Annotated in this window: 24 protein-coding genes; 19 read left to right on the top strand and 5 right to left on the bottom strand. The window is 62.7% G+C overall.

The genetic code is table 11. From position 1 onward, the window contains the following. The first annotated feature begins 90 nt into the window (after window positions 1–90). From ACTIFE_RS16265 to ACTIFE_RS16225, 9 genes are all read left to right on the top strand, one after another. The gene (locus tag ACTIFE_RS16265) at window positions 91–2,076 is read left to right on the top strand and encodes a TonB-dependent receptor domain-containing protein (RefSeq protein WP_439530215.1); all 1,986 of its coding nucleotides are present in this window, start codon (window positions 91–93) and stop codon (window positions 2,074–2,076) included. A gap of 371 nt (window positions 2,077–2,447) precedes the next feature. Continuing rightward, a complete protein-coding gene (locus ACTIFE_RS16260; RefSeq protein WP_439530214.1) occupies window positions 2,448–2,747 on the top strand; it encodes a DUF2218 domain-containing protein in 300 nt (99 codons plus the stop codon). Between the two features lie 179 nt (window positions 2,748–2,926). After that, window positions 2,927–3,649 carry a MotA/TolQ/ExbB proton channel family protein gene (locus ACTIFE_RS16255; protein WP_439530213.1) on the top strand — a complete coding sequence of 241 codons (723 nt, stop codon included), beginning with the start codon at window positions 2,927–2,929 and terminating at the stop codon, window positions 3,647–3,649. Further along, the gene (locus ACTIFE_RS16250; protein ID WP_439530212.1) at window positions 3,639–4,022 is read left to right on the top strand and encodes an ExbD/TolR family protein; all 384 of its coding nucleotides are present in this window, start codon (window positions 3,639–3,641) and stop codon (window positions 4,020–4,022) included. Before ACTIFE_RS16255 ends, ACTIFE_RS16250 begins: the two co-directional genes overlap by 11 nt. 10 nt (window positions 4,023–4,032) lie before the next feature. Further along, entirely contained in the window at window positions 4,033–4,428 is a 396-nt protein-coding gene (locus ACTIFE_RS16245; protein WP_439530211.1) for an ExbD/TolR family protein, read from the top strand. Beyond that, window positions 4,425–5,348: a TonB family protein gene (locus tag ACTIFE_RS16240; protein ID WP_439530210.1), complete on the top strand. Its 924-nt coding sequence runs from the start codon at window positions 4,425–4,427 to the stop codon at window positions 5,346–5,348. Before ACTIFE_RS16245 ends, ACTIFE_RS16240 begins: the two co-directional genes overlap by 4 nt. Window positions 5,349–5,688: 340 nt before the next feature. Continuing rightward, on the top strand, window positions 5,689–6,765 hold the full coding sequence (locus tag ACTIFE_RS16235; RefSeq protein WP_439530209.1) for a methionine ABC transporter ATP-binding protein: 1,077 nt from the start codon (window positions 5,689–5,691) through the stop codon (window positions 6,763–6,765). After that, the gene (locus ACTIFE_RS16230; protein WP_439530208.1) at window positions 6,755–7,420 is read left to right on the top strand and encodes a methionine ABC transporter permease; all 666 of its coding nucleotides are present in this window, start codon (window positions 6,755–6,757) and stop codon (window positions 7,418–7,420) included. The genes ACTIFE_RS16235 and ACTIFE_RS16230 overlap by 11 nt, the downstream gene beginning before the upstream one ends. 97 nt (window positions 7,421–7,517) lie before the next feature. Next, window positions 7,518–8,300, top strand: coding sequence for a MetQ/NlpA family ABC transporter substrate-binding protein (locus ACTIFE_RS16225; protein WP_439530207.1), 783 nt, complete (start codon window positions 7,518–7,520; stop codon window positions 8,298–8,300). Between the two features lie 61 nt (window positions 8,301–8,361). Here the strand turns inward: ACTIFE_RS16225 and ACTIFE_RS16220 are convergent, their stop codons facing one another. Continuing rightward, the gene (locus ACTIFE_RS16220; RefSeq protein ID WP_439530206.1) at window positions 8,362–9,159 is read right to left on the bottom strand and encodes a cyclase family protein; all 798 of its coding nucleotides are present in this window, start codon (window positions 9,157–9,159) and stop codon (window positions 8,362–8,364) included. A 270-nt stretch (window positions 9,160–9,429) separates the two neighbouring features. Continuing rightward, window positions 9,430–9,900: a helix-turn-helix domain-containing protein gene (locus ACTIFE_RS16215; protein ID WP_439530205.1), complete on the bottom strand. Its 471-nt coding sequence runs from the start codon at window positions 9,898–9,900 to the stop codon at window positions 9,430–9,432. Between the two features lie 71 nt (window positions 9,901–9,971). Here ACTIFE_RS16215 and ACTIFE_RS16210 point away from each other — a divergent pair, with 71 nt between their 5' ends. The 5 genes from ACTIFE_RS16210 (at window position 9,972) to ACTIFE_RS16190 (ending at window position 16,118) form a co-directional block, all read left to right on the top strand. Continuing rightward, window positions 9,972–11,207 carry an MFS transporter gene (locus tag ACTIFE_RS16210; protein ID WP_439530204.1) on the top strand — a complete coding sequence of 412 codons (1,236 nt, stop codon included), beginning with the start codon at window positions 9,972–9,974 and terminating at the stop codon, window positions 11,205–11,207. Between the two features lie 186 nt (window positions 11,208–11,393). Further along, the gene (locus ACTIFE_RS16205; RefSeq protein ID WP_439530203.1) at window positions 11,394–12,530 is read left to right on the top strand and encodes a CobW family GTP-binding protein; all 1,137 of its coding nucleotides are present in this window, start codon (window positions 11,394–11,396) and stop codon (window positions 12,528–12,530) included. After that, window positions 12,527–12,826 carry a nitrate reductase gene (locus ACTIFE_RS16200; RefSeq protein ID WP_439530202.1) on the top strand — a complete coding sequence of 100 codons (300 nt, stop codon included), beginning with the start codon at window positions 12,527–12,529 and terminating at the stop codon, window positions 12,824–12,826. The genes ACTIFE_RS16205 and ACTIFE_RS16200 overlap by 4 nt, the downstream gene beginning before the upstream one ends. Before the next feature lie 92 nt (window positions 12,827–12,918). Continuing rightward, window positions 12,919–15,417, top strand: a complete 2,499-nt coding sequence (locus tag ACTIFE_RS16195) for an ATP-binding protein (RefSeq protein WP_439530201.1) — start codon at window positions 12,919–12,921, stop codon at window positions 15,415–15,417. Continuing rightward, window positions 15,414–16,118: a response regulator transcription factor gene (locus tag ACTIFE_RS16190; protein ID WP_439530200.1), complete on the top strand. Its 705-nt coding sequence runs from the start codon at window positions 15,414–15,416 to the stop codon at window positions 16,116–16,118. The genes ACTIFE_RS16195 and ACTIFE_RS16190 overlap by 4 nt, the downstream gene beginning before the upstream one ends. Here ACTIFE_RS16190 and ACTIFE_RS16185 read toward each other — a convergent pair. Then, window positions 16,109–17,071 carry a GNAT family N-acetyltransferase gene (locus ACTIFE_RS16185; RefSeq protein ID WP_439530199.1) on the bottom strand — a complete coding sequence of 321 codons (963 nt, stop codon included), beginning with the start codon at window positions 17,069–17,071 and terminating at the stop codon, window positions 16,109–16,111. The two genes, ACTIFE_RS16190 and ACTIFE_RS16185, sit on opposite strands and share 10 nt — an antisense overlap. A 3-nt stretch (window positions 17,072–17,074) precedes the next feature. After that, a complete protein-coding gene (locus ACTIFE_RS16180; RefSeq protein ID WP_439530198.1) occupies window positions 17,075–18,064 on the bottom strand; it encodes a GNAT family N-acetyltransferase in 990 nt (329 codons plus the stop codon). 340 nt (window positions 18,065–18,404) lie between these two features. Here ACTIFE_RS16180 and ACTIFE_RS16175 point away from each other — a divergent pair, with 340 nt between their 5' ends. The 5 genes from ACTIFE_RS16175 to ACTIFE_RS16155 all read left to right on the top strand — a co-directional run bounded on the left by ACTIFE_RS16175 (window position 18,405) and on the right by ACTIFE_RS16155 (window position 20,418). After that, window positions 18,405–18,752, top strand: coding sequence for an NHLP leader peptide family RiPP precursor (locus ACTIFE_RS16175; RefSeq protein ID WP_439530197.1), 348 nt, complete (start codon window positions 18,405–18,407; stop codon window positions 18,750–18,752). Between the two features lie 52 nt (window positions 18,753–18,804). After that, window positions 18,805–19,155 carry an NHLP leader peptide family RiPP precursor gene (locus tag ACTIFE_RS16170; protein WP_439530196.1) on the top strand — a complete coding sequence of 117 codons (351 nt, stop codon included), beginning with the start codon at window positions 18,805–18,807 and terminating at the stop codon, window positions 19,153–19,155. Between the two features lie 34 nt (window positions 19,156–19,189). Beyond that, window positions 19,190–19,534: an NHLP leader peptide family natural product precursor gene (locus tag ACTIFE_RS16165; RefSeq protein ID WP_439530195.1), complete on the top strand. Its 345-nt coding sequence runs from the start codon at window positions 19,190–19,192 to the stop codon at window positions 19,532–19,534. Window positions 19,535–19,655: 121 nt separating this feature from the next. Further along, the gene (locus tag ACTIFE_RS16160) at window positions 19,656–19,985 is read left to right on the top strand and encodes an NHLP leader peptide family natural product precursor (protein WP_439530194.1); all 330 of its coding nucleotides are present in this window, start codon (window positions 19,656–19,658) and stop codon (window positions 19,983–19,985) included. A 100-nt stretch (window positions 19,986–20,085) separates the two neighbouring features. Further along, on the top strand, window positions 20,086–20,418 hold the full coding sequence (locus ACTIFE_RS16155; RefSeq protein ID WP_439530193.1) for an NHLP leader peptide family natural product precursor: 333 nt from the start codon (window positions 20,086–20,088) through the stop codon (window positions 20,416–20,418). A gap of 501 nt (window positions 20,419–20,919) precedes the next feature. Here ACTIFE_RS16155 and ACTIFE_RS16150 read toward each other — a convergent pair. Further along, window positions 20,920–22,377, bottom strand: a complete 1,458-nt coding sequence (locus tag ACTIFE_RS16150; RefSeq protein ID WP_439530192.1) for a chemotaxis protein CheW — start codon at window positions 22,375–22,377, stop codon at window positions 20,920–20,922.

The raw sequence follows: 22,377 nt of genomic DNA, 5'->3' as shown, positions 1-22,377 counted from the left end.
TAATACATGAACCCACAGGTCAAGTTTTGCGACGGGCCGGGGCACTCTTCCTGACGGAGAGGGGCCTGTTGCGCGATGGAGACAACCGCGATGTACCGCGACACCCGACTGCTGACCCGCCTTGCGGGCTCCGCGAGCCTACTTGTTTTTCTTACGCAGGGCGCCCTGGCCCAGACGCCAGTGACGCTGGACAAGGTTGTGGTCACCACAGCTTCGTCAAAAACCAAGAGCGAAGCCGATCTCAAGGCCGCGTCCGACGTTGAAATCAGCCGGAACGAGATCCAGACCACTCAGCCGCAGGACCTGAAGCAGCTGTTTTCGCAGACGCCTTCTGTCAGCGTTGCGGGCGGATCGACCGCCTCGCAGAAGTTCTACGTGCATGGCATTGACGAGTCCAAGCTGAACATCAGGGTTGACGGCGCACGGCAGAAGAACAACGTCTGGCATCACAATGGCAACACCGGTATCGATCCGGTCTTCCTGAAGTCGGTCTATGTCAATGAGGGCGTGGCGCCGGCGGATTTCGGGCCCGGATCGCTTGGTGGTTCGGTGCTGTTCCAGACCGTGAGCGCGCGGGATCTGCTGGAAGATGGCCAGACTCATGGTGGTTTTGTCAGCCTCGGCTATGACACCAACTCGGAAGCCTTCAAGACGACATCTTCCGGCTATGCGGCGGTGAAGGGCTTCGAGATGCTCGGCGGACTGACGCGGCAGGAGGGCCAGGATTACACGACCGGGGCAGGCAAGCGGGAGGTCGGAACCGCTGCGGACATGTGGAACGGGCTTGGCAAGCTGGCCTACCAGAGTTCAGAAGGTCATCGCATCGAAGGGTCGGCCGAGTATTTCCGCGACAATGGCTTCCGCCGCATGCGCACCAACATGGGGCCGGTCACGGCGGAAATGAACAAGAACCTCTATGAGCGGTTCACGGCCACGGCCAAGTACACCAGAGAGAACGCGGAAGGCCTGTTCGATCCGGAAGTGCTGTTCTACTACAACCTCAACAGCCTGAAGCGGCCCAACAATTCGGGCTATACAAGGCCCGTGGGGGACTTCAATTCGACTGTCGAGTCAGTCGGTGGTCATGCGCAGAACCGGTTCAACTTTGACCTTGGCAGCATCACGGCCGGCGTCGATTTCTACCGCGACCATATCCATGTCGATCGCTTCCACTTCCCGAGCGATGTGTCGGAAACGATCTGGAACGTGGGTGCCTATACCCAGGCGCGACTGACGCCGGTGGAGAAGCTGGAGATTTCGGCAGGCTTGCGGGCTGACTTCCAATCGTACCGTGCAGTTGACGGCCAGACCTTTAACAATGCCGGTGTGTCGCCGAACATCGATCTTTCCTACGAAGTGCTGCAGGGGCTGAAACTGCAGGGTGGATACGGCTATGTCTTCTCCGGGCTGGAGCAGGCCGAGGCTGCGCTGTTCCATGCCGGCAACTACACCTATGCCAAGTCGCTCAAGCCGACCTATGCCCACAATGCCAAGGTGGGCCTCGACTACACCATCGGCGGGCTGAACCTCGGGGCGAAGCTGTTCTACATCAAGGTCGTCGACCCGGTGGACTACAACTTCACCACCCGGACGCGCATCAACGGCCAGGACCTGGTGTCCAAGGGCTTTGACCTCACGGCCCGCTACTCGGTGGCCAATGCGTCGGTGTTTGCAGCCTTTACCCATGCGGAGGTCGAATACGGTAACCGCATCGCCCTGTCGGGTGATTACAACAATGGCGTTCCGGTCGGCGATACGCTGACGGTTGGGGGGAGCTACCTCTTTACCGACTATAACATCGAGGTCGGCGCCAATGCGGAGATCGCCTTCCAGTACAGCAACGACGACCTGGCGAAGAACGGCTATCGCAACCCCATCGAGGGGTATCAGGTGGTGGATGTGTTTGCCCAGTGGAAGACACAACTGGCCAAGACGGACCTGACGCTGCGGGCCGAGGTGAACAACCTGTTCGACGAGGATTATTACAGCCGTGGCAGCTACAACCCGACCAGCCGCATCCCGCCGGCCTATTCGCCCGGCCGCAGCTTCTACCTGAGCGCTTCGGCGAAGTTTTGATCAAACAGAGAGATACGGGAAAGGCTAAGGCCTTTCCCTGATCCCCGGGACCCCAGGCAATGTGCATGCCCCGCCGTTATTCCGGACAAGGTGAGCGAAGCGAACCGAAGATCCGGAATCCAGCGTGTCTGTGCGAGCGTCAGCGAGCCCGGTACCAAATCGGCGCGAGCCGCCGACCTCAGGTCAGTTTTGACGCGCTGCGCGCGGCTGATTTCTGGATTCCGGCTCGGCGCTTCGCTGACGCTCAGCTTGGCCGGAATGACGCGGCAGGCAGTGTCGGTTCTCAGTCGGTCGCCCGGACGGAGTGAGCAAACAAGCACGGAACGGACCGCACACGGCCCATTCAGGACGCACATTTGAAGGAGAGGGACATGTTTACATCCAGCGCCGAGGCGGTGACGCCGGCAGCTTCGAAATATCTGCAGCAGTTGTGCAAGCATTTCGCCCACAAGGTGACCTGCGAGTGGACGCCGGAGACGGCACGGGTTGATTTCCCCTTCGGCGACTGCCGGATGACCGCCGAGGGCGACCGGCTGACGATTGTCTGCGAAAGCGCCGAAGAGGAGGGCCTGAAACGCATGCAGGCTGTCATCGACGTGCATCTGGTAAAATTCGCCTGGCGCGAGGAACTGACGCTGGAGTGGCGTGTTTCGGCTGCACAATCCGTTTGAAATCAGAGGCCTGAGGTGCCAGGGCATCGCATCTTTGGCCTCCACCCACAGGACCATGTCCCGATGCGCTGGACATTTGCATGTTGCAGTGCGATTAATTTCTTGTCATTTGCACTCAGGTTTATTCGGTGCGTCCGCCGCAACCTTTGCTGAGTGCTTCTTCTCCCGGGATCTGATCCATGTTGTCCGAGTTGTCTCTTTCGCTGCCCCCGTTCCTGCTGCCGGTTGCCGATCTGATCGATCAGGGTGGCAACGTCGTCGCCATCCAGGTTGTCATGTCGGTGGTCGCGTTGGCGCTGGTGTTTGCCAAGGTGTTGCAGTTCACCCTGTCCGGGGCGAGCCGCTTTGCCCGCTCGCGGCAGGCGCTGGGCCTGTATCTGGACGGGGATACCGCCGGCGCGCTGGGGAAGGTCTCCGGACACAAGGGCATGATGACCGAGGTCCTGGCCTTGCTGTTGAAGGCACAGACGCGGCCGGGCGGAGCACGGCCGGACTTGCTGCGCGAAGATATCGAGCGGATCTGCCTGGGCAAGATTGCGGCCTTGCGCGCCTGGCTGCGGCCGCTCGACCTGATCGCCCAGACAGCACCGCTGTTGGGATTGTTCGGGACCGTGCTTGGCATGATCGAGGCGTTCCAAGCCATGCAGGGGGCAGGGGCTGCGGTTGACCCCTCCGTGCTGGCGGGGGGCATCTGGGTAGCGCTGCTGACGACGGCCGTGGGGCTGGCGATTTCCATTCCGGTCTCGGCGGCGGTAAGCTGGTTCGATGGCCGGATCGAGCGGACGCAGCAGGAAATGGAGGCAACCGTCACGACCTTCTTCACCGGTGCTGCTGCCGAACGCGGGTCCCCATTGCCAGCGCATCTCGACGTCATCCAGGGTGGATCCCGTCATGCGGTTTGAGCCGAGGGTCAAGCGCAAGCCGGTCAGCCTGACGTCGCTGATCGATGTGATCTTCCTGCTGCTCCTGTATTTCATGCTGGCCTCGTCTTTCTCGCGTTATCACCAGCTGCCGGTGTCGAGTGCTGCGGCCGGCGCGGGAACGGGCGCGCGACCTGCGTTGCTGCGCCTCTATGGCGAAGGCAAGATGGACTTGAACGGCCAGCCGCTGGAAAGCGCTGCGCTGGAGGCAGCGCTGGCGCCGTTTGCCAATGATCCGCTGAAGATTGTTGCCGTGTGGACCGGGCCGGGCGCTGCAGTCCAGGATTCGGTCTCCGTGTTGGCCGCCGCGCGCAAGGCCGGGGTCAATGCCGTGCTGGTCAGTGGCCTGAACTGAGGAGCGGGCGATGAAGTTCCGGACACCGCCGCGCCGTCAGATGACGGACAACACCATTCCCCTGATCAACATCGTGTTCCTGATGCTGATTTTCTTCCTGTTTGCAGGATCCGTCGCGCGCGATGATGCCCGGCGGATCACGCCGCCGGAGATGATCCAGGATGACGAGAACATCCGCTCGACGGGGGCGTTGATCATCGCCGGGGAGAGCATGTTCTTTCTTGAAGACAGGCCGGTCACGCTGGAGGCGGCAATCGCTGCCCATCTGGCGCAGGGCGGCGGTCTGATGCGGGTTGCTGCTGAAGCGACGCTGCCGTCCGATCAGCTCGAGGCGGTGCTGGTTGTCCTCACGGGCGCTGGCATCCGCGATGTGGTGCTGATCACCCGGAAGGGGGCGGCACAATGAGGCTGTGGCACTATCTTGCGGCGGGGTTGCTATTGTCACTGGCCGCTCATGCTGCCGGTTCGGCCTATCTCCAGCCTGTAGACGACGCGCCGGAGATTGCCGCTTCAGCTGGCGGGGCGGTCGCCGTGGTCGGCTCGCTGCAGGATCTCATTGAAGGCGCCGAAGAGACCGTCATAGAGCCAGTCGAGACGCAGATGGAGACGGTGCAGCCGGTCGCCGCCGAGCCGCCGGTCGAGACGGTCACGGCAGCCGTGGTGCAGCCCCTGACCGAGCTGACACCGATCGCTTCGGTTGATCCGATGCAGCCGATCGTGCCGCTGCTGGCACCGCAGCAGACACCGGTAGAGCAGCAGCCGGTCGAGGCGGTCGTGCCGCCGGTGATGGAAGCAAAGCCGGTGGAAGCTGAAAAGCCGGTCGAGCCGGAACCGGCTCCGGTGATCACGGCGATGCCGGAGGTCAAGCCCCAGAAGCCCGAGATCCAGAAGCCCGCGCCGAAAAAGCAGCCGATCAAGAAGGTCGCCAAGGTCGAGAAGAAGGCCGGCGCCGAGGTCAGCAGCCGGCGCGGGGGGGAAGTTGTCACCAGTCCGACGGCGCAGTCGAATGCCAATGGTGCCGCCGACGGGGCCGGTGACGCGCAGGGTGAGGGCGCACGCACCAATTACAAGGGCAAGGTGATCGCGAAGTTGCGGCGTGCCAAGCAGGCCGCCAAGGGCGGCGGACAGGGCACGGCAACGGTGGAGTTCGTTGTGCGGCGAGATGGCAGCGTCTCCGCTGTCAAACTGGTGCGTTCAGCTGGTGATGCGGCACTCGATCAGGCTGCGCTGGCGATGGTGCACCGCGCCGCGCCGATGCCGGCATTTCCCGATGACATCCGCGAGACGAGCATGTCCTTCCGTGTGCCGGTAGAATTCAGGAACTGACATGTATTGCAAGGCTGTTGCCCGTCTGCAGGCAACTTCCGTGAAAAGTTCTTTCCGACTTGCGACAAAGAAGGGAACCGGATACCTCGCGGCATGGCCTTCTGCGTGCGAAATATCCGCCAACAAGATGAGCGGTCCGGGAAAGGGCTGCCAGATGGGATATACTGAAGACCTTCTCGGGCTGCGCTGTCAGGTGCCGCCCGGCCGATGGAAATTCAAGGCGTTGGGAGGCGCCGGGACAACGGGTGAACCTGCCATGCGCATGCTGATGTGTTGCTGCTGATCAAGTCCGGACGGACACGTGTTTCCCGTATTCCTGCCCCCAGCATAAGTTCCAGACATGCCCATTTCCCAGACAGGCGGCTCGGCCGCTGACCCTCTCGTCGTCTTTGACGGTGTGACGAAACGCTTCTCCGCAGCCGGCGGGGCAGGGGAAGTCGCTGCCCTTGACGGCGTTTCCCTTTCGATTCCACGCGGCCACATCACGGCGATCATTGGCCGGTCCGGTGCAGGCAAGTCGACGCTGATCCGCCTTGCAAACGGGCTTGAGACGCCCACGTCCGGCAAGGTCCTCGTCGATGGCGTCAATGTGGCCGGGATGGGCGAGGCCGGTTTGCGCGGTGTCCGGCGCGAGGTTGGCATGGTGTTCCAGCATTTCAACCTGCTGGCGTCGCGGACGGTGTTCGACAATGTCGCGCTGCCGCTTGAAATCGCCGGTGCGGGAAAGGCCGAGATTGCGGCGCGGGTGAGTGATCTGCTGGATCTCGTCGGCCTGTCCGACAAGCGCAACCGCTATCCGTCAGAGCTGTCAGGAGGGCAAAAACAGCGCGTCGGGATCGCCAGGGCGCTGGCGACCGAGCCGAAGCTCCTGCTTTCCGACGAGGCGACCTCGGCGCTGGATCCCGAGACGACGCGCTCGGTGCTGACGCTGTTGAAACAGATCAACCGGGACCTTGGCCTGACCATCCTGCTCATCACCCATGAGATGGAGGTGGTGAAACAGATTGCCGATGATGTCGCGGTGATCGACGGTGGCCGCATCGTTGAGCAAGGCAGTGCCTTTGACATTCTGGCAACGCCGCGCCACGCGACCACAAAGGCGCTGCTGGCCGGGCAACCCGGGCACCGGCTGCCGGACACATTGATCGCGCGCCTGTCGGCCGGGCCGATCGAAGGCGGGCGGGCCGTGCTCCGGGTGGTCAGTGCGACGGGTGCCGGCGGCGGGCAGCTCGCCGATCTGGTGGCCCCGCTTGGCGGCGCGGCGGAGGTTGTTGCCGGGACGGTGGAAACCGTCGGCTCGCGCAGCTTTGTCGCGCTGGTCGTGCTGCTGCCGCTGCATCAGGCGGAGCAGATCATTGCAACCGAGCCGTTGCCCGACGGTCTTCTGAACGCGGAGGTGCTTGGTTATGTCGCCTGAGATCCTCTGGCTGATCGCGAAGGCCACGGGCCAGACCCTGCACATGGTCGGGGTGGCTGCAGTGGTTGGTTCACTGCTCGGCGTGCCGCTCGGTGTCTTCCTGGCGACCTCGGCAAAGGGCGAGCTGTTTGCCGCGCCGATGGCGAACCGGGTCATTGGTCTGGTGGTCAATGCGGCGCGGTCGACGCCGTTCATCATCCTCGTGGTGGCGATTATTCCCTTTACGCGGTTGATCGCAGGGACGTCGATCGGCACCTCGGCGGCGATCGTGCCCCTGACGGTGGCGACGGTGCCCTTTGTTGCCCGGCTTGTTGAAGCAGCTGTGCGCGAAGTCGATCCGGGGCTGGTGGAGGCTGCAAGAGCCATGGGCGCGACGCCCCTGCAGATCGTGCAGAAGGTGCTTCTGGCCGAAGCCTTGCCAGGACTGACCCTGGCGCTGACGCTGACGCTGGTCAGCCTGATCGGCTATTCGGCCATGGTCGGCGCCGTCGGGGGCGGCGGGCTCGGCGATCTCGGCATTCGTTACGGTTATCAGAGATTCATGCCCGATGTGATGCTGGCGGTCGTCGTCGTGCTCATCGTGCTTGTGCAAGTTGTCCAGTCGGCCGGCGACCGCCTCGCCCGCCACTTCGACAAACGCGGCCGGCGCGGCTGACATTGTCCTGGGGCATCGATGCCTCTAGCAACAGCCAGACCGCCCGCGCCGGGATCCGATCGATCCCGGATTTTCCAGACGAACAGGAGTTGTTCACATGCTGAAGTCCCTTCGCTCCCTGCTGACCGCCGGCCTTGTGCTGGCCGCCCTGCCGGCCCTTGCCGAAACAATCAAGATCGGTGTCACGCCTGGCCCGCACGCCCAGATCATGGAAGTCGTGCGCGAGGTCGCCAAGGCCGATGGCCTCGATATCGAAATCCTCGAGTTCTCGGATTATGTTGTGCCGAACCAGGCGCTGCATGACGGCGAGTTGCAGGCCAATTCATTCCAGCACAAGCCATATCTCGACAACCAGGTGAAGGACCGTGGGTTCGATCTGGTCGAGGTTGCCCAGACCGTCAACTTCCCGATGGGCCTCTACTCCAAGAAGGTGAAGAGCTTCGATGAGCTGAAGGACGGGGCCGTCATCGGCATTCCGAACGACCCGACCAACAGCGGCCGCGCCCTGCTGATCCTGCAGGACGCCGGCTACATCAAGCTGAACCCGGAAAAGGGCCTGAAGGTTGGCCCGGCCGATGTGACCGAGAACGCCAAGAATTTCTCGTTCATCGAGCTGGACGCCGCGCAACTGCCGCGTTCGCTTGACGACACGGATGCGTCGGCGATCAACACCAACTATGCGCTGGAGGCGGGCCTCAACCCGACTGAAGACGCGATCCTGAAGGAAGGCGCGAAGGCCCCTTACATCAACCTCATTGCTGTACGCAGCGCCGACAAGGATGCCGAGTGGGTGGCCAAGCTGAAGAAGGCTTATCATTCGGACAAGGTGAAGGCTTTTGTGCTGGAAACCTTCAAGGGTGCGGTTGTTCCGGCCTGGTAATCCTGGCCGACCAGCAGCCCCAGACGCCCGGCTCGCCGCCGGGCGTCTTCATCCTGGCGGATCAGGCGACCAGCGCGAAGACGCGACTTGGGCCACCGGTTGCGCTGGAGACTTTGGGTGCTCCGACGACAAGCGTGGCACCTGATTCAGGAACATCCGCCAAGTTCGTCAGGTTTTCGAGACCCCAGTGGCCAGCGCCAAGCCAAAGCAGATGGACAGGGAAATCTCGGGATGGGCCGTATTCGAGCGACAGTGTATCCGAGCCGATGCCTGTCACCTGCCGTTGTTCCGCCAGGAATGCCGCGGCCTCCAAACCGAAACCAGGAAAGTGCATCGTACCGGCTGCATCGACATTCCTGTAGCGCAGGGGATCCGCGATGCGGCTGTCCCAACCGGAGCGCATGACGGCGCAGCAACCCGCTGGTAGCGGCCCGTTGCGTGCCTCCCACGCCAGAATGTCCTGCGGCAGAACCTCGGCGTCTTCATTGTCAACAACACGGCTGGTGATGTCGATGATGGCAAGCGGGACCACGAGGTCTGATGCAGGGATGGCCTCCAGTGACAGGCCATTTGCATAATAGTGCCGTGGTGCGTCGAGGTGCGTGCCGGTATGCTCCCACAGATGCCATATGTTAAGCGCGAAACCGTCCCGGTCAACCTGCCAGACGGGTTCGATCTCCAGCCCTTTTCCTCCCCAGTAAGTTGGGAAGTCTTCGACGATTGGATGGGAGAGATCGATCACCCGACTAAAGCTGGCCTGCCTTGCAGCTGCACTTTCAACCGCTATGGCTGCAAGTGATGCTGATGTTGCGGCGAGCGCTGATCCACGTAAGAGACTGCGCCGCGACAACTCGCGCATAATGAATTCCTGGCATCCTGCAACACACATGGATCCATCCTTTTCCTGATTTTGCTGGCAAGCTGCTCTGCGCCGTTGTTCGTACGGACTTGAGGCGGACTGAACGCGGCTGCAAGTCAGATTGGGAACAGGCCAAGTGTCCCGATCACGCGAGTTATCCTGCATTTGAAACTCAGCATTCACAACCAGATAGTGTTTTAAATTTTGAGCTCGCTTTGGTTGTGTTTTGCTTGACGCAGCAGATTACGCAGGAAGAAGGCAATGCCCGTGTCACCGGCGGCTGCGAGGTGGCCGCAGACTATGCCCCGAGCCAGTCCTGGCCGGAGGAGTGGTAGGATCTTCCTGTCGGCGGGCTGCAACGGCAGCCGTGATCAAGTGCTGGAATTGTACGCAGTCCATGTGGCGGGGCGCGGGGCACTCGGCGACATGCTGGATCAGGTCACGCAGGTTCAAGAGCTGGCGGATGTGCGCGTCGAGTTCCTCGGCCCGGGCCTGCCATTGCGCATGCGACAGGGATGGCTGGCCATCCGGGCCGAACATGCCCCTGATCTCGTTCAGGGAAAAGCCGGCGGATTTCGAAAGCGCAATGATCCCGAGTTGCTGCAAGGTCTCGGGGCCGAACAATCGCCGCAGTCCGCGCCGGCCAATCGAAGTGATCAGCCCCTGTTCCTCATAGTAGCGCAATGTCGAAGCGGGAATGCCGGATATCCGAGCGACATCTGCAATGTCCAGAATCTGCATGGTTGACCTCAAGTTGACTTGAAGTTGTAGGCTAGGGACTTCAATTCTCCCAAGCAATGGAAACCTGCCTTATGTCCAGTCCTGTTCCTCCCGAGTCCGCATCGATCCTGCGTGATCCACGGGCAATCTCACTGTTGATGACGGCGTCGCTGGCGGTCATGGCTGCCGCTGCGATCAGCCCGGCGTTGCCTGGCTTGGCGGCGCGCTTTGCCAGTCACCCGGATGCTGCTTTTCTGACCAGGTTGCTGGTTCCTGCCCCCGCGCTGGCGATTGTCCTGTTCGCCTCAATGGCCGGGTGGATCGCCGACAGGTTTGGCCGCAGGGGGCCGATGCTGATCGGTCTTGCCCTGTTTTCACTGGCCGGCAGTGCCGGGCTGTATCTGCCGGACCTGAACTTAATTCTCGTAAGCCGTTTTGTACTGGGCATCGGCATGGCGCTGATCATGACAGCGGAAACAGCGCTGGTCGGAGATTATTTCACTGGCCCGCGCCGCAGTGTCTTCACAGGCTGGCAGATCGCGGCCACAAACTTCGGCGGTTTCCTGTTTATTGCACTTGCGAGCTGGTTCGCCGGGTTTTCACCACGCCTTGCCTTCGCCGTCTACCTGTTGCCGGCGCTCTACATTCCGTATGTATGGTATGCGATCAAGCCTTCGTCTGTTGTCAGCCAGGCGGCTTCCCTGCCCGCAGGGGAGGCAAGGCCGGAGCGCGCGCTTTGGCAAGTGCTGGTCCTGGGCATTGCCCTGCTGACGTTGCTTTCGGTGATGGGCTTTTTCGTCATGCCGACGCAGTTTCCCTTCTTTGCCGCAGATCTCGGCTATGAAGTTGCCAGTACCACAGGGCTTGCCCTGGGAGCCTTGACGCTTGTGGGGGGGGCGGCAGCACTGGCCAATGGATGGCTGTCGCGGCGGATCGGCATCAGCGGTACGCTGGCGCTGGGCTTCGGGTTGATGGCAGGCGGGTTCTGGCTGCTGGCGCTGGCGCCAAATCTGGGAATGGTCCTTGCGGGTGCTGCCGCAGTCGGTGCCGGGTTTTCGACGCTCCGGCCTGGCTTCATTCTGCTGACCCTGAGTGCTGCCCCGGCGCAGCGGCGGGGATTTGCCTCCGGGATGCTGACAACCGGGATGTTTCTTGGACAGTTCCTGTCACCGGTTGTCTTCAGTCCGCTGATTGCAAGCTTTGGCTACGCTGCGACGATTGCGGCAACAGCCGGGCTGTTCCTGGTTGCGATGACTGCGGCAGGCCTGTTGCAGGTCGTATTCTCTCTTCCGGGCGGAACTGCCCGACTGCGGCCACCGGCGGAGTAAGCCGCCTGAGGCAGGCCGACCTCGACATGCGATGATTTAGCTCACGCCCGCTCCTCACGCCCGGCCCTCGCGCCGGGCGTTTCCGTTTTTGCCGTGATCTGGCACCATGAAAGGGGTAAGTCCGGTCTTGTACTGTCGCGTCAAGACAGATAGATATGTTATATAGTTACATTTTCTGAGGTCCCTGTGTCGCCATCTGATCCGCTTGAACCGATCCCCGTTCTGCTGCTGACCGGATTTCTCGGGTCAGGAAAGACGACGCTGCTCTCCGATGCCCTGCGCTCGGTTCTGGGGCCGGATACGGGTGTGGTGATCAACGAATTCGGCACCGTTGCCGTGGATCATGATCTGGTGCAGGTCGGCCGCAGCGAACTGATGCAGACGTCGATGGGCTGCCTGTGCTGTCATGCCGGATCGGATGTGGAAGAAAGCCTCAACAACATCGTCGCAGCGATGGGACCGGATGGCGAGCGGCGGCTAACGCTGATGGTCGTGGAGACGACGGGTCTTGCCGATCCGGCGCCTGTGGTCAACCAGTTGCGGGCCTTTCCGCCGCCGAAAGAAGGGCGCGGTTTTCAGCTCGCCGGGGTCATCACCACCGTGGATGCGGCCACGGCGATGGCCAGTCTCGACGGGCATCTTGAAGCCTCCAAGCAGATCGCGTTTGCGGATGTGGTGGTGCTGACAAAGACGGATCTCTTGCAAGACGGTGACCTTGCGGGTCTAGAGGCCTTGAAGCAGGAAATCCTTGCACTGAACCCGACCGCAACACTGACAGACCGGCAGTCCGCGGACTTTGATCTGGCGGTAGCGTTTACTCCGCGCGGCTATGATGTCGCCGCGCGGGGCCGCGACGTTATGGGCTGGCTGGCGCTGGAAGACGCATTGGCCCTGGAGGGTGGCAGTCATGGCGGTGCCGCAGCCCATCCCAACGTCGAGCGACACGTGGCCGGGGTTCATAGCTTCGTCCTGACCGCTGACAAGCCGCTAACGCGCGACGGGTTCTATCGTTTCCTGCGCACCTTGCAGCTCTCTGCCGGGCCGAAACTGTTGCGGATGAAGGGGCTGGTGGTGTTTGCGGAGGAGCCGGACCAACCCTACTCTGTGCATCAGGTGCAGCATCTCCTGTCGATGCCGAAAGCGCTGGAGGGATGGCCGTCCGAGGATCGCCGCTCCCGCATCGTCTTCATTGTCGACGGGCTGGACCCGAAACCCTTGCGGGACCTGTTCACGTCGACCGTGCATGATGCAGGCTCCTTCTTCGACAGCATCATGCCCGAACGGTTCAGCAAATGGTTGAAGCCCGGAAAGGATCGGACATGAGTTTCGTCAATCCGCTGGCGCCGCGGGCGCGCGCCGTGCCGCAGAAGCTGCGCGAGATCAAAGCCTGGGTGCGGGAGACTTTTGATCTTGCCGAGGATACGGCCGTGACGGTTAGCGAGTTGGCCTGCCGAGATGAAGGGTGCCCGGATATCGAGACCGTTATCGGGCTTCTCACACAAGGGCATCCGCATGAACTGCATCGCCTGCACAAGCCACTCGTCGAAGTGACGCGGGCAGATATCGAGGCCCTGGCAATGGTCTCGCGCCTGGCGCGAGCCGCCGATCCGCATGGTTAGGGGCGTCTGCGTCACCAGGGCGGATTGGCAAGGATGAGGCAACGGGCGTATCAGTGCCGGATGTGTAAGAACGGATCCTGAGCCTGATGCGAATGAGCGGTGTTGCGGAGCTGATGTCGTCGCGCCTGAACCGCTGGACCGGCGAGTTTGCCGATCCGCAGCGGGAGGCGGCCTATGGAGCCGCAACATTTCGCGAGACGCGCGCGACGGCCCGGATCGGTGTTGTCGCCTCGACGCTTGCCAGCGTGTCGTTCCTGCCGCTTGACCTGCAACTGATTGCTCCGCCAGACCTTTATCTCTTCATCGGGATCCGCCTGGCGCTGCTCGTGATTTGCTTCGGCGCGCTCGGGCTTTTGTCGCATGCGACCAGCGCACGCGGCGTGCTGGCGGCCACCTATGCCCAGCAGGCGGTGTTCTATTTCCTCAATGCGATCATTTTCGACCATCCCGCGCTGACCCGGCACGGGGGGATGCTATTGCCGCTGATGGCGCTGGCGCTGCCCGTGCTGCTGCCGGGCCGGCTGTGGCAGGCGTCCATGATGAGCGCCTATGCCGCTCTCGTCAGCCTGCTGTTCTGGGGGGTGCTGCGCGCCGTGCCGGAAAGCCCTGCAGACATTGGTGTCATCCTGCTGGTCACTGGCGTCGGCCTCTGCGTCGGGGTGGCGGCGCGGGCGCAACTGAACCGGATGCGGCGCGAGGAATTCCTGCATATCGAACGCGAACGGAAAACCAATCTGGAGCTGCTGGCAGCAAAGGACGCGGCCGAGGCGGGGGCCCGCGCCAAGTCCGATTTCCTCGCCGTTATGAGCCATGAAATCCGCACGCCGATGAACGGCATACTCGGGATGGTCCGGCTCATCCTCGATGAGCCGATCCCGGCGAGCCAGCGCGAGCGACTGTCGGTGGTGCTGCGGTCGGCAGAGGCGCTTCGGGTGACGCTGGATGATGTTCTGGACCTGTCCAAGCTGGAACAGGGGGCGGCGAGCTATGATCGCAGCCCACTCGAACTGGCGCGGGTGCTGGATGACGTGATCGACCTGATGCGGCCGCGGGCCTTGGAGAAGCGGCTGGACATCAGTCTTGAGGTCTCTGGCGATGTTCCCGGCCACGTGCTGGGCGACCCGGCGCGGCTGAGGCAGATCCTGCTGAACCTTGTCGGCAATGCGGTGAAATTTACCGAAACCGGGTCTGTGCGCCTGCGGCTTGGCCGGTCTGGCGGCGGGATCCGGTTTGAGGTGGAGGATACAGGCATCGGTATCAGCGACCGGGAGCTGGCGCGGCTGTTCCAGCCGTTTGTCCAGGCCGATCCCAGCATCCAGCGCCGCTTCGGCGGATCCGGTCTCGGGCTGGTGATCTGCAAGCGGTTGATCGAGGACATGGGCGGCAGCATCGGCGTGTCCAGTGTCTCGGGGCAGGGAAGCGTGTTCCACTTCGAGCTGCCGCTTGAGCCGGTGGAGCCCGCCAAGGAGGTCACGATTGTCGCAAGTCCCGGTCCACGCCGGTCGCTGAGCCTTTTGCTGGTCGAGGACAACGAGATCAACCAGCAGGTTGCCGCCGCCATCCTGCAGCGGGCCGGACATCGGTGTGTGGTCGCCGACACCGGCGGGCAGGCGTTGGAGCGGGTGCAGGACGAGACGTTTGATGCCGTGCTGATGGACCTGCAGATGCCCGAGATGGACGGGTTTGAGGCAACCCGCCGCATCAGGGCTCTTGGCGACAAGGGACGGATGCCGATCATCGCCCTGACGGCCAACGCCATGCCAGAGGATGTGGCGCGGTCGTGCGCAGCCGGCATGAACGGACATCTGGCCAAGCCGATCCGGCCGCAGGAACTGGACGAGATGCTGGCTGTCATTGCGCGGGGCGAGCGCCCGGCTGACGGTGGCGGAGCGAATGAGGTGGCGTCGGCCATCGTCCCCGAGGGCGCTGACGTGCTGCTGGCCGGGCCGGCGACGAAAGCCGTGCAGCAGCGCCTGTCCCGGCTTGGCTTGCGTGTGTTTCCAATGCCGGATTTGGTTGCAGCTGCGCGACTTGCCGCCAGCCGGCCGTTTCCACTGGTTCTGCTGACACAGGCGCGCGATTTGGCAGCAGCTCGCAGCTTGCCAGGGACCGGGAATGCCTCGCCGGTGCTGGGTCTGTGGCTGGAGGCCGACGGAGAGGCGCCGGGCCTGTTGCCGGGCGAGCTAGTGTTGCGCGCCACAGCCAGCGATGATGCCTTGCGGCACCGGCTGTTCGGCATGGCAGTCGCCTCTCAGGCGGAGAGTGGGATCGGCAGCCTGTTTGATGATGCGAAAGTGACGGCGCTGCAATCGTTGTTCCTGCGCAACCTGATCGAACAGCGGCAGGCTCTGAAAGCGGAAAGTCTTGATCTGCAACACATTCTGCAGATAGCGCATCGTGTTAAGGGAAGTGCGGCTAACATGGGGTTTGCCGATCTTGCAGACAGCGCGGAAGCCGTGCTTGCAGCAGGGGAGGCGCGGCGGACCGGGGCGAGGGACGCGCTTGTCCAGGCGTTGGACGAGACCATCGGAAGGCTGGATGCGGCGCTCGGCACGGGGCCGCTGCGGGACGGGGCAAGGCGGGCGGAATGAGTGCAACGGTTCTGATCGTTGAAGATGCGCCGGAAAGTCTGGCGATGATCGCGGAATATCTGAAGGACAACGGTTTCAGGACGCTGACAGCAACGTCCGGCGCTGAGCTGCGCTTGCGGCTGCAATCCGCCCAGCCGGATATCATCCTGCTCGACGTGAACCTGCCCGATGATGATGGCATCGCGCTGGCCCGGCAACTGCGGCTTGGCGAGCGGTTCGGACTGATCTTTGTCACGGGGCGGGATTCCGACGAGGACGTGCTGGCCGGACTGGAGGCGGGCGGGGATGACTATGTCACCAAGCCAATCAACCTGCGCACGCTGCTCGCCCGTATCCGCAGCGTGCTGCGCCGCTCACGCGAGCCGGTGATCACCTTTGATGGCTGGATCCTCGATGTCGTGCGGCGTGAGTTGTTCCGTCCAACCGGTCAGCTTGTCGAATTGACTTCGGGCGAATTCAACATCCTGGTCGCCTTGGCCTCGCGGCAGATGCAGCCGGTGTCGCGTGATTTCCTGCTGGACGTCATCTCCAATCGCGACCCGCGCGAAATCTCGGGGCATACGGTCGATAACCTGATTGCCCGGCTGCGCAAGAAGATGATCCATGAGGGCAAGGACGCTCCGATCATGACCATTCGGGGCGTTGGCTATGCCCTCGTTCCGGAACAGTCGCGCGGCGAGACAGGAGCCGGTCAGGCCTGACTGATTGCCTTGGAACTGCTGACGAGATGGTCAGCCCACAGGGCATAGGGACGGAAGTGGCGGTCGAGCAGGGTGCAGACCTTGTGGCCATTGTGCTGCGAAGGCTGCAGGATCAGCGTCGCGCCTGGCCCGCCCTTGTTTTCCAGATCGCACAGCAAGTGGTCCATAGCCAGCAACATGTGGCCGGCGCCGGTGCAACACCAGCCGAGCGGAATGGACCAGCGCGTGAGCCCCGGCTGATATTCACTGAGAAGCCAGCCGCAGATCCTGCTGTTTTGGTCAAACAGCACCTGACTGACGACCGGGTCGCAGTGATCAAGCCAGGGCGCAGGATTGGCCCAGGCTGGCATGGCTCCTGCCCGGGCAAAGGTGGTGGCGGCAGCGAGCATCAGGCTGCGGGTCTCGTCGGGCATCGCAGCCAGGGACTGGCTGGAGAGACCGAGCCGGCGGGCCTGTGCCATGATGGGCCGGAAGGCCCGAAGGGCATCCTGTCGCTCGCCGACATTGAAACTCATGCGCAGGCGCGCGGGCAACGGAGCATCCCACCCCTCACGCGCAAGGAGAGCCCGGAAACTTTCCAGCTGTGGCAGCCGGTCGGACCATCTGGCAAGGAAATGGTTGCGACCTGTGGAGGTCATGACGGTTTCGAGTTCGGCGAGGAGCGCGCGGGCGAGCCCTTGACGGCGGAACAACGGCGTCACCATCAGCGACAGAAGCTCCTGGGTCCCTGCTCGCTCCGGGCTCTGGCGAGAGAGCAACAGTCCGGCGGGAACCTCCTCGACCCAGGCGACAAGATTGCAGCTGTCCGGTCCGCTGTCCGGATCTGCCAGCTGGCTCCGCAGGTTTTGCGTGGTCAGTCTCGACAGGGCCGCGAGATTCTCCGGGCGCGCCGGGCGTATATCAAGACCCGCGCAGATGGATGCTGATCCCTGGTGGCGTGGTTTGGGGCGCATCGGTCAGGTCTCGCTTCCATCGGTGTGCAAGTTGAACTGGCTTTCGAACAGGAAGTCCGTTGCAACCGCATGGCTGCCGAACTGCTTGTAGAGCATCCGTTCCATGCCACCTGGAATCCCGGTGGGAGGCTGGGCAATCAGGAGTGCCTCCGGTCCGGCCTTGGCTTCCAGGCGCTGGCACAGAGAGGCAATTCCGCCAACGAGCCAGCCAAGCGGAACTTTCTCCGCCACCACCCAACCCTGCGGAATGTACCAGCGACCGAGCGGTTGTTGAAGGACGCAGACCATCCAGCCCGCAACAGCGCCGGCCTGATCGCTCAGGACAACAGTGACATCCCGATCTGCGACCTGAAGCCATCCCTCGGTGTTTGACCACTCCGGTGCACGGCCGCAGGCAATGAGCGCGGCATTTTGCGCCTCGAAGTCGGCAACCCCATCAGGGCCGAGTTCGGCGAGGGAGCGCACAACAAGCCCCCGGGCGGCGATGCGGGCGAGTATCCGGTCGCGATCGGCAAAGCCCAATTGCCAGTCACCGATGCGCCAGGTCATGCGGCGGCGGGTGACATCTGGTTGACTCCAGCCGGCCACCGCCAGCAGCCGGGCGAACTCCGCCGCCCGAGGCAGGCGGCTGGACCAGCGGGCAAAGAGACCGCGTCGTCCGGCTCTGCGCAACCGGGCGGTCAGTTCGACGAGGAGCATCGTGGCGATGCCGCGTCCTCGCCAGGGTTGCGCAACCATCACCGAAGTGAGTTCCTGGAGGCCGTCCGGCCCCTTGCAGGACAGAATGAGGCCGACGGGCGTCGTGTCGACGAAGGCGGCAAGGCAGCAGAGCCCGAGGTCCGGCTGGCTTTGATCCGCCAGGTTCGGGTTTGTCGGATCCGGCGCCAGCATCCAGCGCAGCGAGGTGGCTGTCAGCGGGGCAAGCAAAGCGGCATCTGCGCTGCGGACCTCACGAATATGAGGCAGCGGATGGCAATCAATCCGGGATGTCATGTCGTGCATTCGGGCGTCCGCCGCGTTCCGATCAGGCCCGGGCGCGCGCCCGGTCTTCTTCCAGTTCATTCCTAGCGCAGCCATGCCGGTTTGGTTTGGAACTTTTCAGGTCCATTCAGCGCCGGGCAAATGCTTCGGCCTATACAGATCTCGTCAGTGATCTGATGGAGATAAATGAATTTTATCTTCTGTTAACTGATGATTTTTGCGGACTTAATTTCAAATCGGCAGATTTTCTGAAGGGTTGTTTCAGTTGATCTGTCTACTGGCTCCGGTGAGACGCGTGCGACTGATGTTGCAGGGCTGTTCCATCAGGACCAAGAACAACCGGGAGAGTTCCATGGCTGGTTCCACTGATCCGATGACGCTGGCGCGTCAGCATGTCGAGCGTGCTCTTGTCGCTCGCGCCTCGGAAGACACCGAGTTTCGCGCCTTGCTCGTTCGCGAGCCGCGTGCGGCGCTCAAGCAGTTGCTTGGCGTTGACCCGATCCCCGGCTTCCGCATTCGCGTGATCGAGGAAGTGCCAGGTGAAGTGACGCTGGTGCTGCCGCGTGACATTGCCGCCGACGAGCTGCCGGACGAACTGCTTGATCTGGCCTCTGGCGGCACGACGTTCCAGGACCTTGGGTGCAAGGATCCTCGTGCTGGTTGGGCGAAGCCGATCACGAAGATCGTCCGCACGGATTGAGGCGTCCGGACCTATCCCGGTCGAGTGTTTTTTAAAAGGAAGGAAATTGCAGATGACCGAGTTTGTTGAAGGCATCAACAAGGCGCGAGCACATATCGAGGCGTCGCTGATTGCAAAGGCTATGGAAGACAGCGCGTTTCGCACGCTTCTGAAGTCCGATCCGCATGCGGCGCTGAAGCAGCTGTTGGGCAATGATCCCATCCCGTCGCTCAAGATCCGCGTGATCGAGGAGACGGCTGGTGAAGTGACCCTGGTGCTGCCGCGGTCTATCGCCGAGGACGAGCTGCCGGATGAACTGCTGGATCTGGCGTCTGGCGGGGTTTCCTTCGGTAATTTCGTCGAAATTACAGCGGAGCTGAACCGGGCCAGAGGTGGGAGCGCCGGCCCTATCTGCCCGCGCTGATTCACCACAAGTGCCATTTTTGAAAGGTGAGGGAATGAGTGACTTTGTAGACACTTTAGGTCGTGCTCGCGCGCATATCGAGGCAGCTCTGATCGCCAGGGCGATGGAAGATGCCGCGTTCCGCGAGATGCTCAAGGCCGACCCGCACGCGGCCCTGAAGCAGTTGATGGGCAACGACCCGATCCCGTCGCTGAAGATCCGTGTGATCGAGGAGGCGGCTGGAGAGATCACTCTGGTGCTGCCGCGTTCCATTGCCGAGGACGAACTGCCGGATGAACTCCTTGATCTGGCGTCTGGCGGCATCAGCTTCAGCTCGTTCCTGCCGCCCGGTGGCTTCCATGGTGAGACCAGCTGGAAGAACCTCTGCCCGAAGAAGTAAGGCGCAGCCATCATCAGCGGCTGAACCTTTGGCGTCGGCTCTGGTTTGGATCCGGACGGTGTGTGATCCCCAAGCCAGAGCCACCGACGCATTTTTTAAAGCAAGGATATGGCGAAAAGCGATGAGTGATTTCAGCAAGAACATGGCGATTGCCCGTAGCACCATTCAGCGGGCCCTTGTCGACAAGGCGTCCGAAGATGCGGCTTTCCGCGAGTTGCTCAAGGAAAATCCGCATACCGCGCTCAAGGATTTGCTCGGCAATGACCCGATCCCGTCACTGACAATCCGCGTTATCGAGGAAGCTTCGGGTGAAGCTGTGCTCGTGCTGCCGCGCCAGATCGCGGAAGATGAACTCCCGGACGAGTTGCTGGATTTTGCAGCTGGCGGCAATGCCAAGGACTGCTGGTGGAAGTTCAACCAGTGGGCCTACAAGCAGGACTGGATGCCTTGAGACGATTTTGTCAAACCGGTGCTGCGTTGCTCAGGTGACGACTGGTTGATTTTTGAAGCTGATTTCAATTGAGCATTGTTTTCAGAAGAAGGTGATTGCCATGACTGACCTAAATACACTGTTGGCCAATGCGCGTTCGCATATCGAGGCGACCCTCCTGGAAAAGGCCGCAAGCGACGCGGCATTTCGGGAATTGCTGAAAGCCAATCCGCATGCGGCCCTTCTGGCGCATTTTGGATCTGACCCGGTTCCCTCGATGAAGATCACCGTGATCGAGGAAGCTGCCGGCGAGGTGACCCTGGTGCTGCCGCGCCAGATTGCCGAAGACGAGTTGCCGGACGATCTGCTGGACTATGCCGCCGGCGGGGCGTTCAAGGGCTGCAAGGGCGACGGCTGGACGCTTGATAAGCTGAACCGGATGGGCATCAGCTGATCCTTGACGGGTGATTGGCGGGCAGCTCGGAGTGAACGGAGCATGGGATGCCGGAAGCTCCTTTGAGCCTGTGATCTGGTCGGATCGGTTCCGCACGCACCCATCTCCCCCCTTGAGCGCGCGCCATCGCATGCGAAGCCTGGCGCATGATCTATGTGAACGACTGCGCACCGAGCGTTAAACCCTGCTGGGCCTCTCCGCTTCCCTCCCCCGCGTGGGGAGGGGTTGGGGGTGGGGGGGAGCGGACTTAAATCCAGATAATTTACGTATCTGGCCAAGCTGGCTTCAGACGCTTTGCGACCTGACGACCTCCTGTGCCCCCCACCCCTCACCCCTCCCCACGAGGGGGAGGGGGGCTGAGAGACCTCGAAAGCCGTCTTGCGACACAAGCAATAGCACTGCCCTCAAGGGGAAGAGGGGCGCTGTTGCAAAATCACACGTCAGCATAGTTCGCTGGCTCCATGCCGAATACCCCGGAGTGATCCGGGGTTTTTTGTCGGGTCAGTGGATGCGGCGGGGCAGGAGGCGGTCGAGGGTGAGGACGGCCATCAGCCGGTCACGGACGCGGGCGACCGCATGGACCGGCAGGCCGGTCTGCTCGGCAACCTCGTCGATGTCTTCTGCTGCAACGTCTTCGATGCGCAGGACCTGATCCACGGCAAGGCCGGCGGTCGAGCCTTCCAGCTGCAACAGGACACAGGGCGGGGTGTCGTCCGGCGAGGGCTGACCGGTGAGCCGCCGATGCAAATCCAGAACCGGAACCACCTTGTCGCCCGCATCCGCCAGACCATCGAACCCGTTGCCACCATCGGGCAGGGGCGAGAGGCGGACGGTGGAGAGGATGCTGTCGACACGGTCGAGGTCGATGGCGAAGAACTCGTCCCGGATGCGCAAGGTGAGGAACCGGTGGCCGGGCCGGGCGGCGGCGGCCCGGGCTGCAGCACCATCCGGCATGGGCATCTGTGCCAAGCTCTGACCCTGGCCTTGGGGTGTCAGACGCTCGACATCGGCCAGCCGTTCGCCGACGAGCGCAAGCGGTTCGATGATTGCCAGGATCCGGTCGTCGACGACGGCATAGCGGCTGATCCCGGCAATGGCGTCATCGGTGGAGAAAATTTCGTCAGGGCTCAGGGACAGGAGCCCCGGGGCGCGGTCCGCCAGAAGCGCGAAGGCGCGGCCCGTGGCAGGGTCCACGATGCGCAGGGCGATGCTGTCGGCGGTCGTTGCGACGGAGGCGTGATCCGCTTGGGTGTCCGGCGACAGGAGGACGTCGGCGCGCACCACCAGCAGCGGCGTTTCCTGGTGCTGCATCAGGCCAGCCACCCAGGCCGGGGCGGCGGGCATGGGGCGCAAGTCAACAGGCTCCAGCACTTCGGAAATGATGGTCGTGGGAAGGGCATAGCGGTCTGCGCCGATGTCGATCAGGAGATGGGCGATGCGGTCCACCGCCGTGTCCTCTTGCCTTTCCTCCAGATCGGCAAGACCGACCGGATCGGCCGGAACAAGGGCACCATCTTCGATGAGGCCTTCGGCGTCCATGCGCGTGTCGGTGGCAAGGCGCACGTAGTCAAGCACGAGCCAGTCTTCGCCGCGCGCGCTGAGGCGCTGCGCCAGGAAAGACGTTGCACTCTCCGGATCAGCACGTGTCTGAAGCGCTGACGCATCCACCGCGACCATCGCGACGACATGGTCGACTTCCAGCGCCCTGACGTCGTCGCCATTGGCGAGGATGACGAGCGAGGTCGGGCTTGCCGGCGAGCGGGCGGGCAGGCCGAGCAGGCTGGCGAGGTCCATCAGCGGCATCACCCGGTCCTGCACGAAGACCAGCCCCTGCACATGGCGCGGGCAGAAGGGCAGCGGCGTGACCGGCGCCGGCTCGTTGACCGACAGGACGAGATCCAGCGGCAGGGCCAGCCGGGTGCCGGACAGGGTGGCCAGGAGATACTCGATGTGCTCCAC

Source organism: Pannonibacter sp. (genome assembly GCF_051860505.1).
In the GTDB taxonomy this organism is placed as follows: Bacteria; Pseudomonadota; Alphaproteobacteria; order Rhizobiales; family Stappiaceae; genus Pannonibacter.
This window is presented reverse-complemented; position numbering and strand designations above follow the sequence as displayed.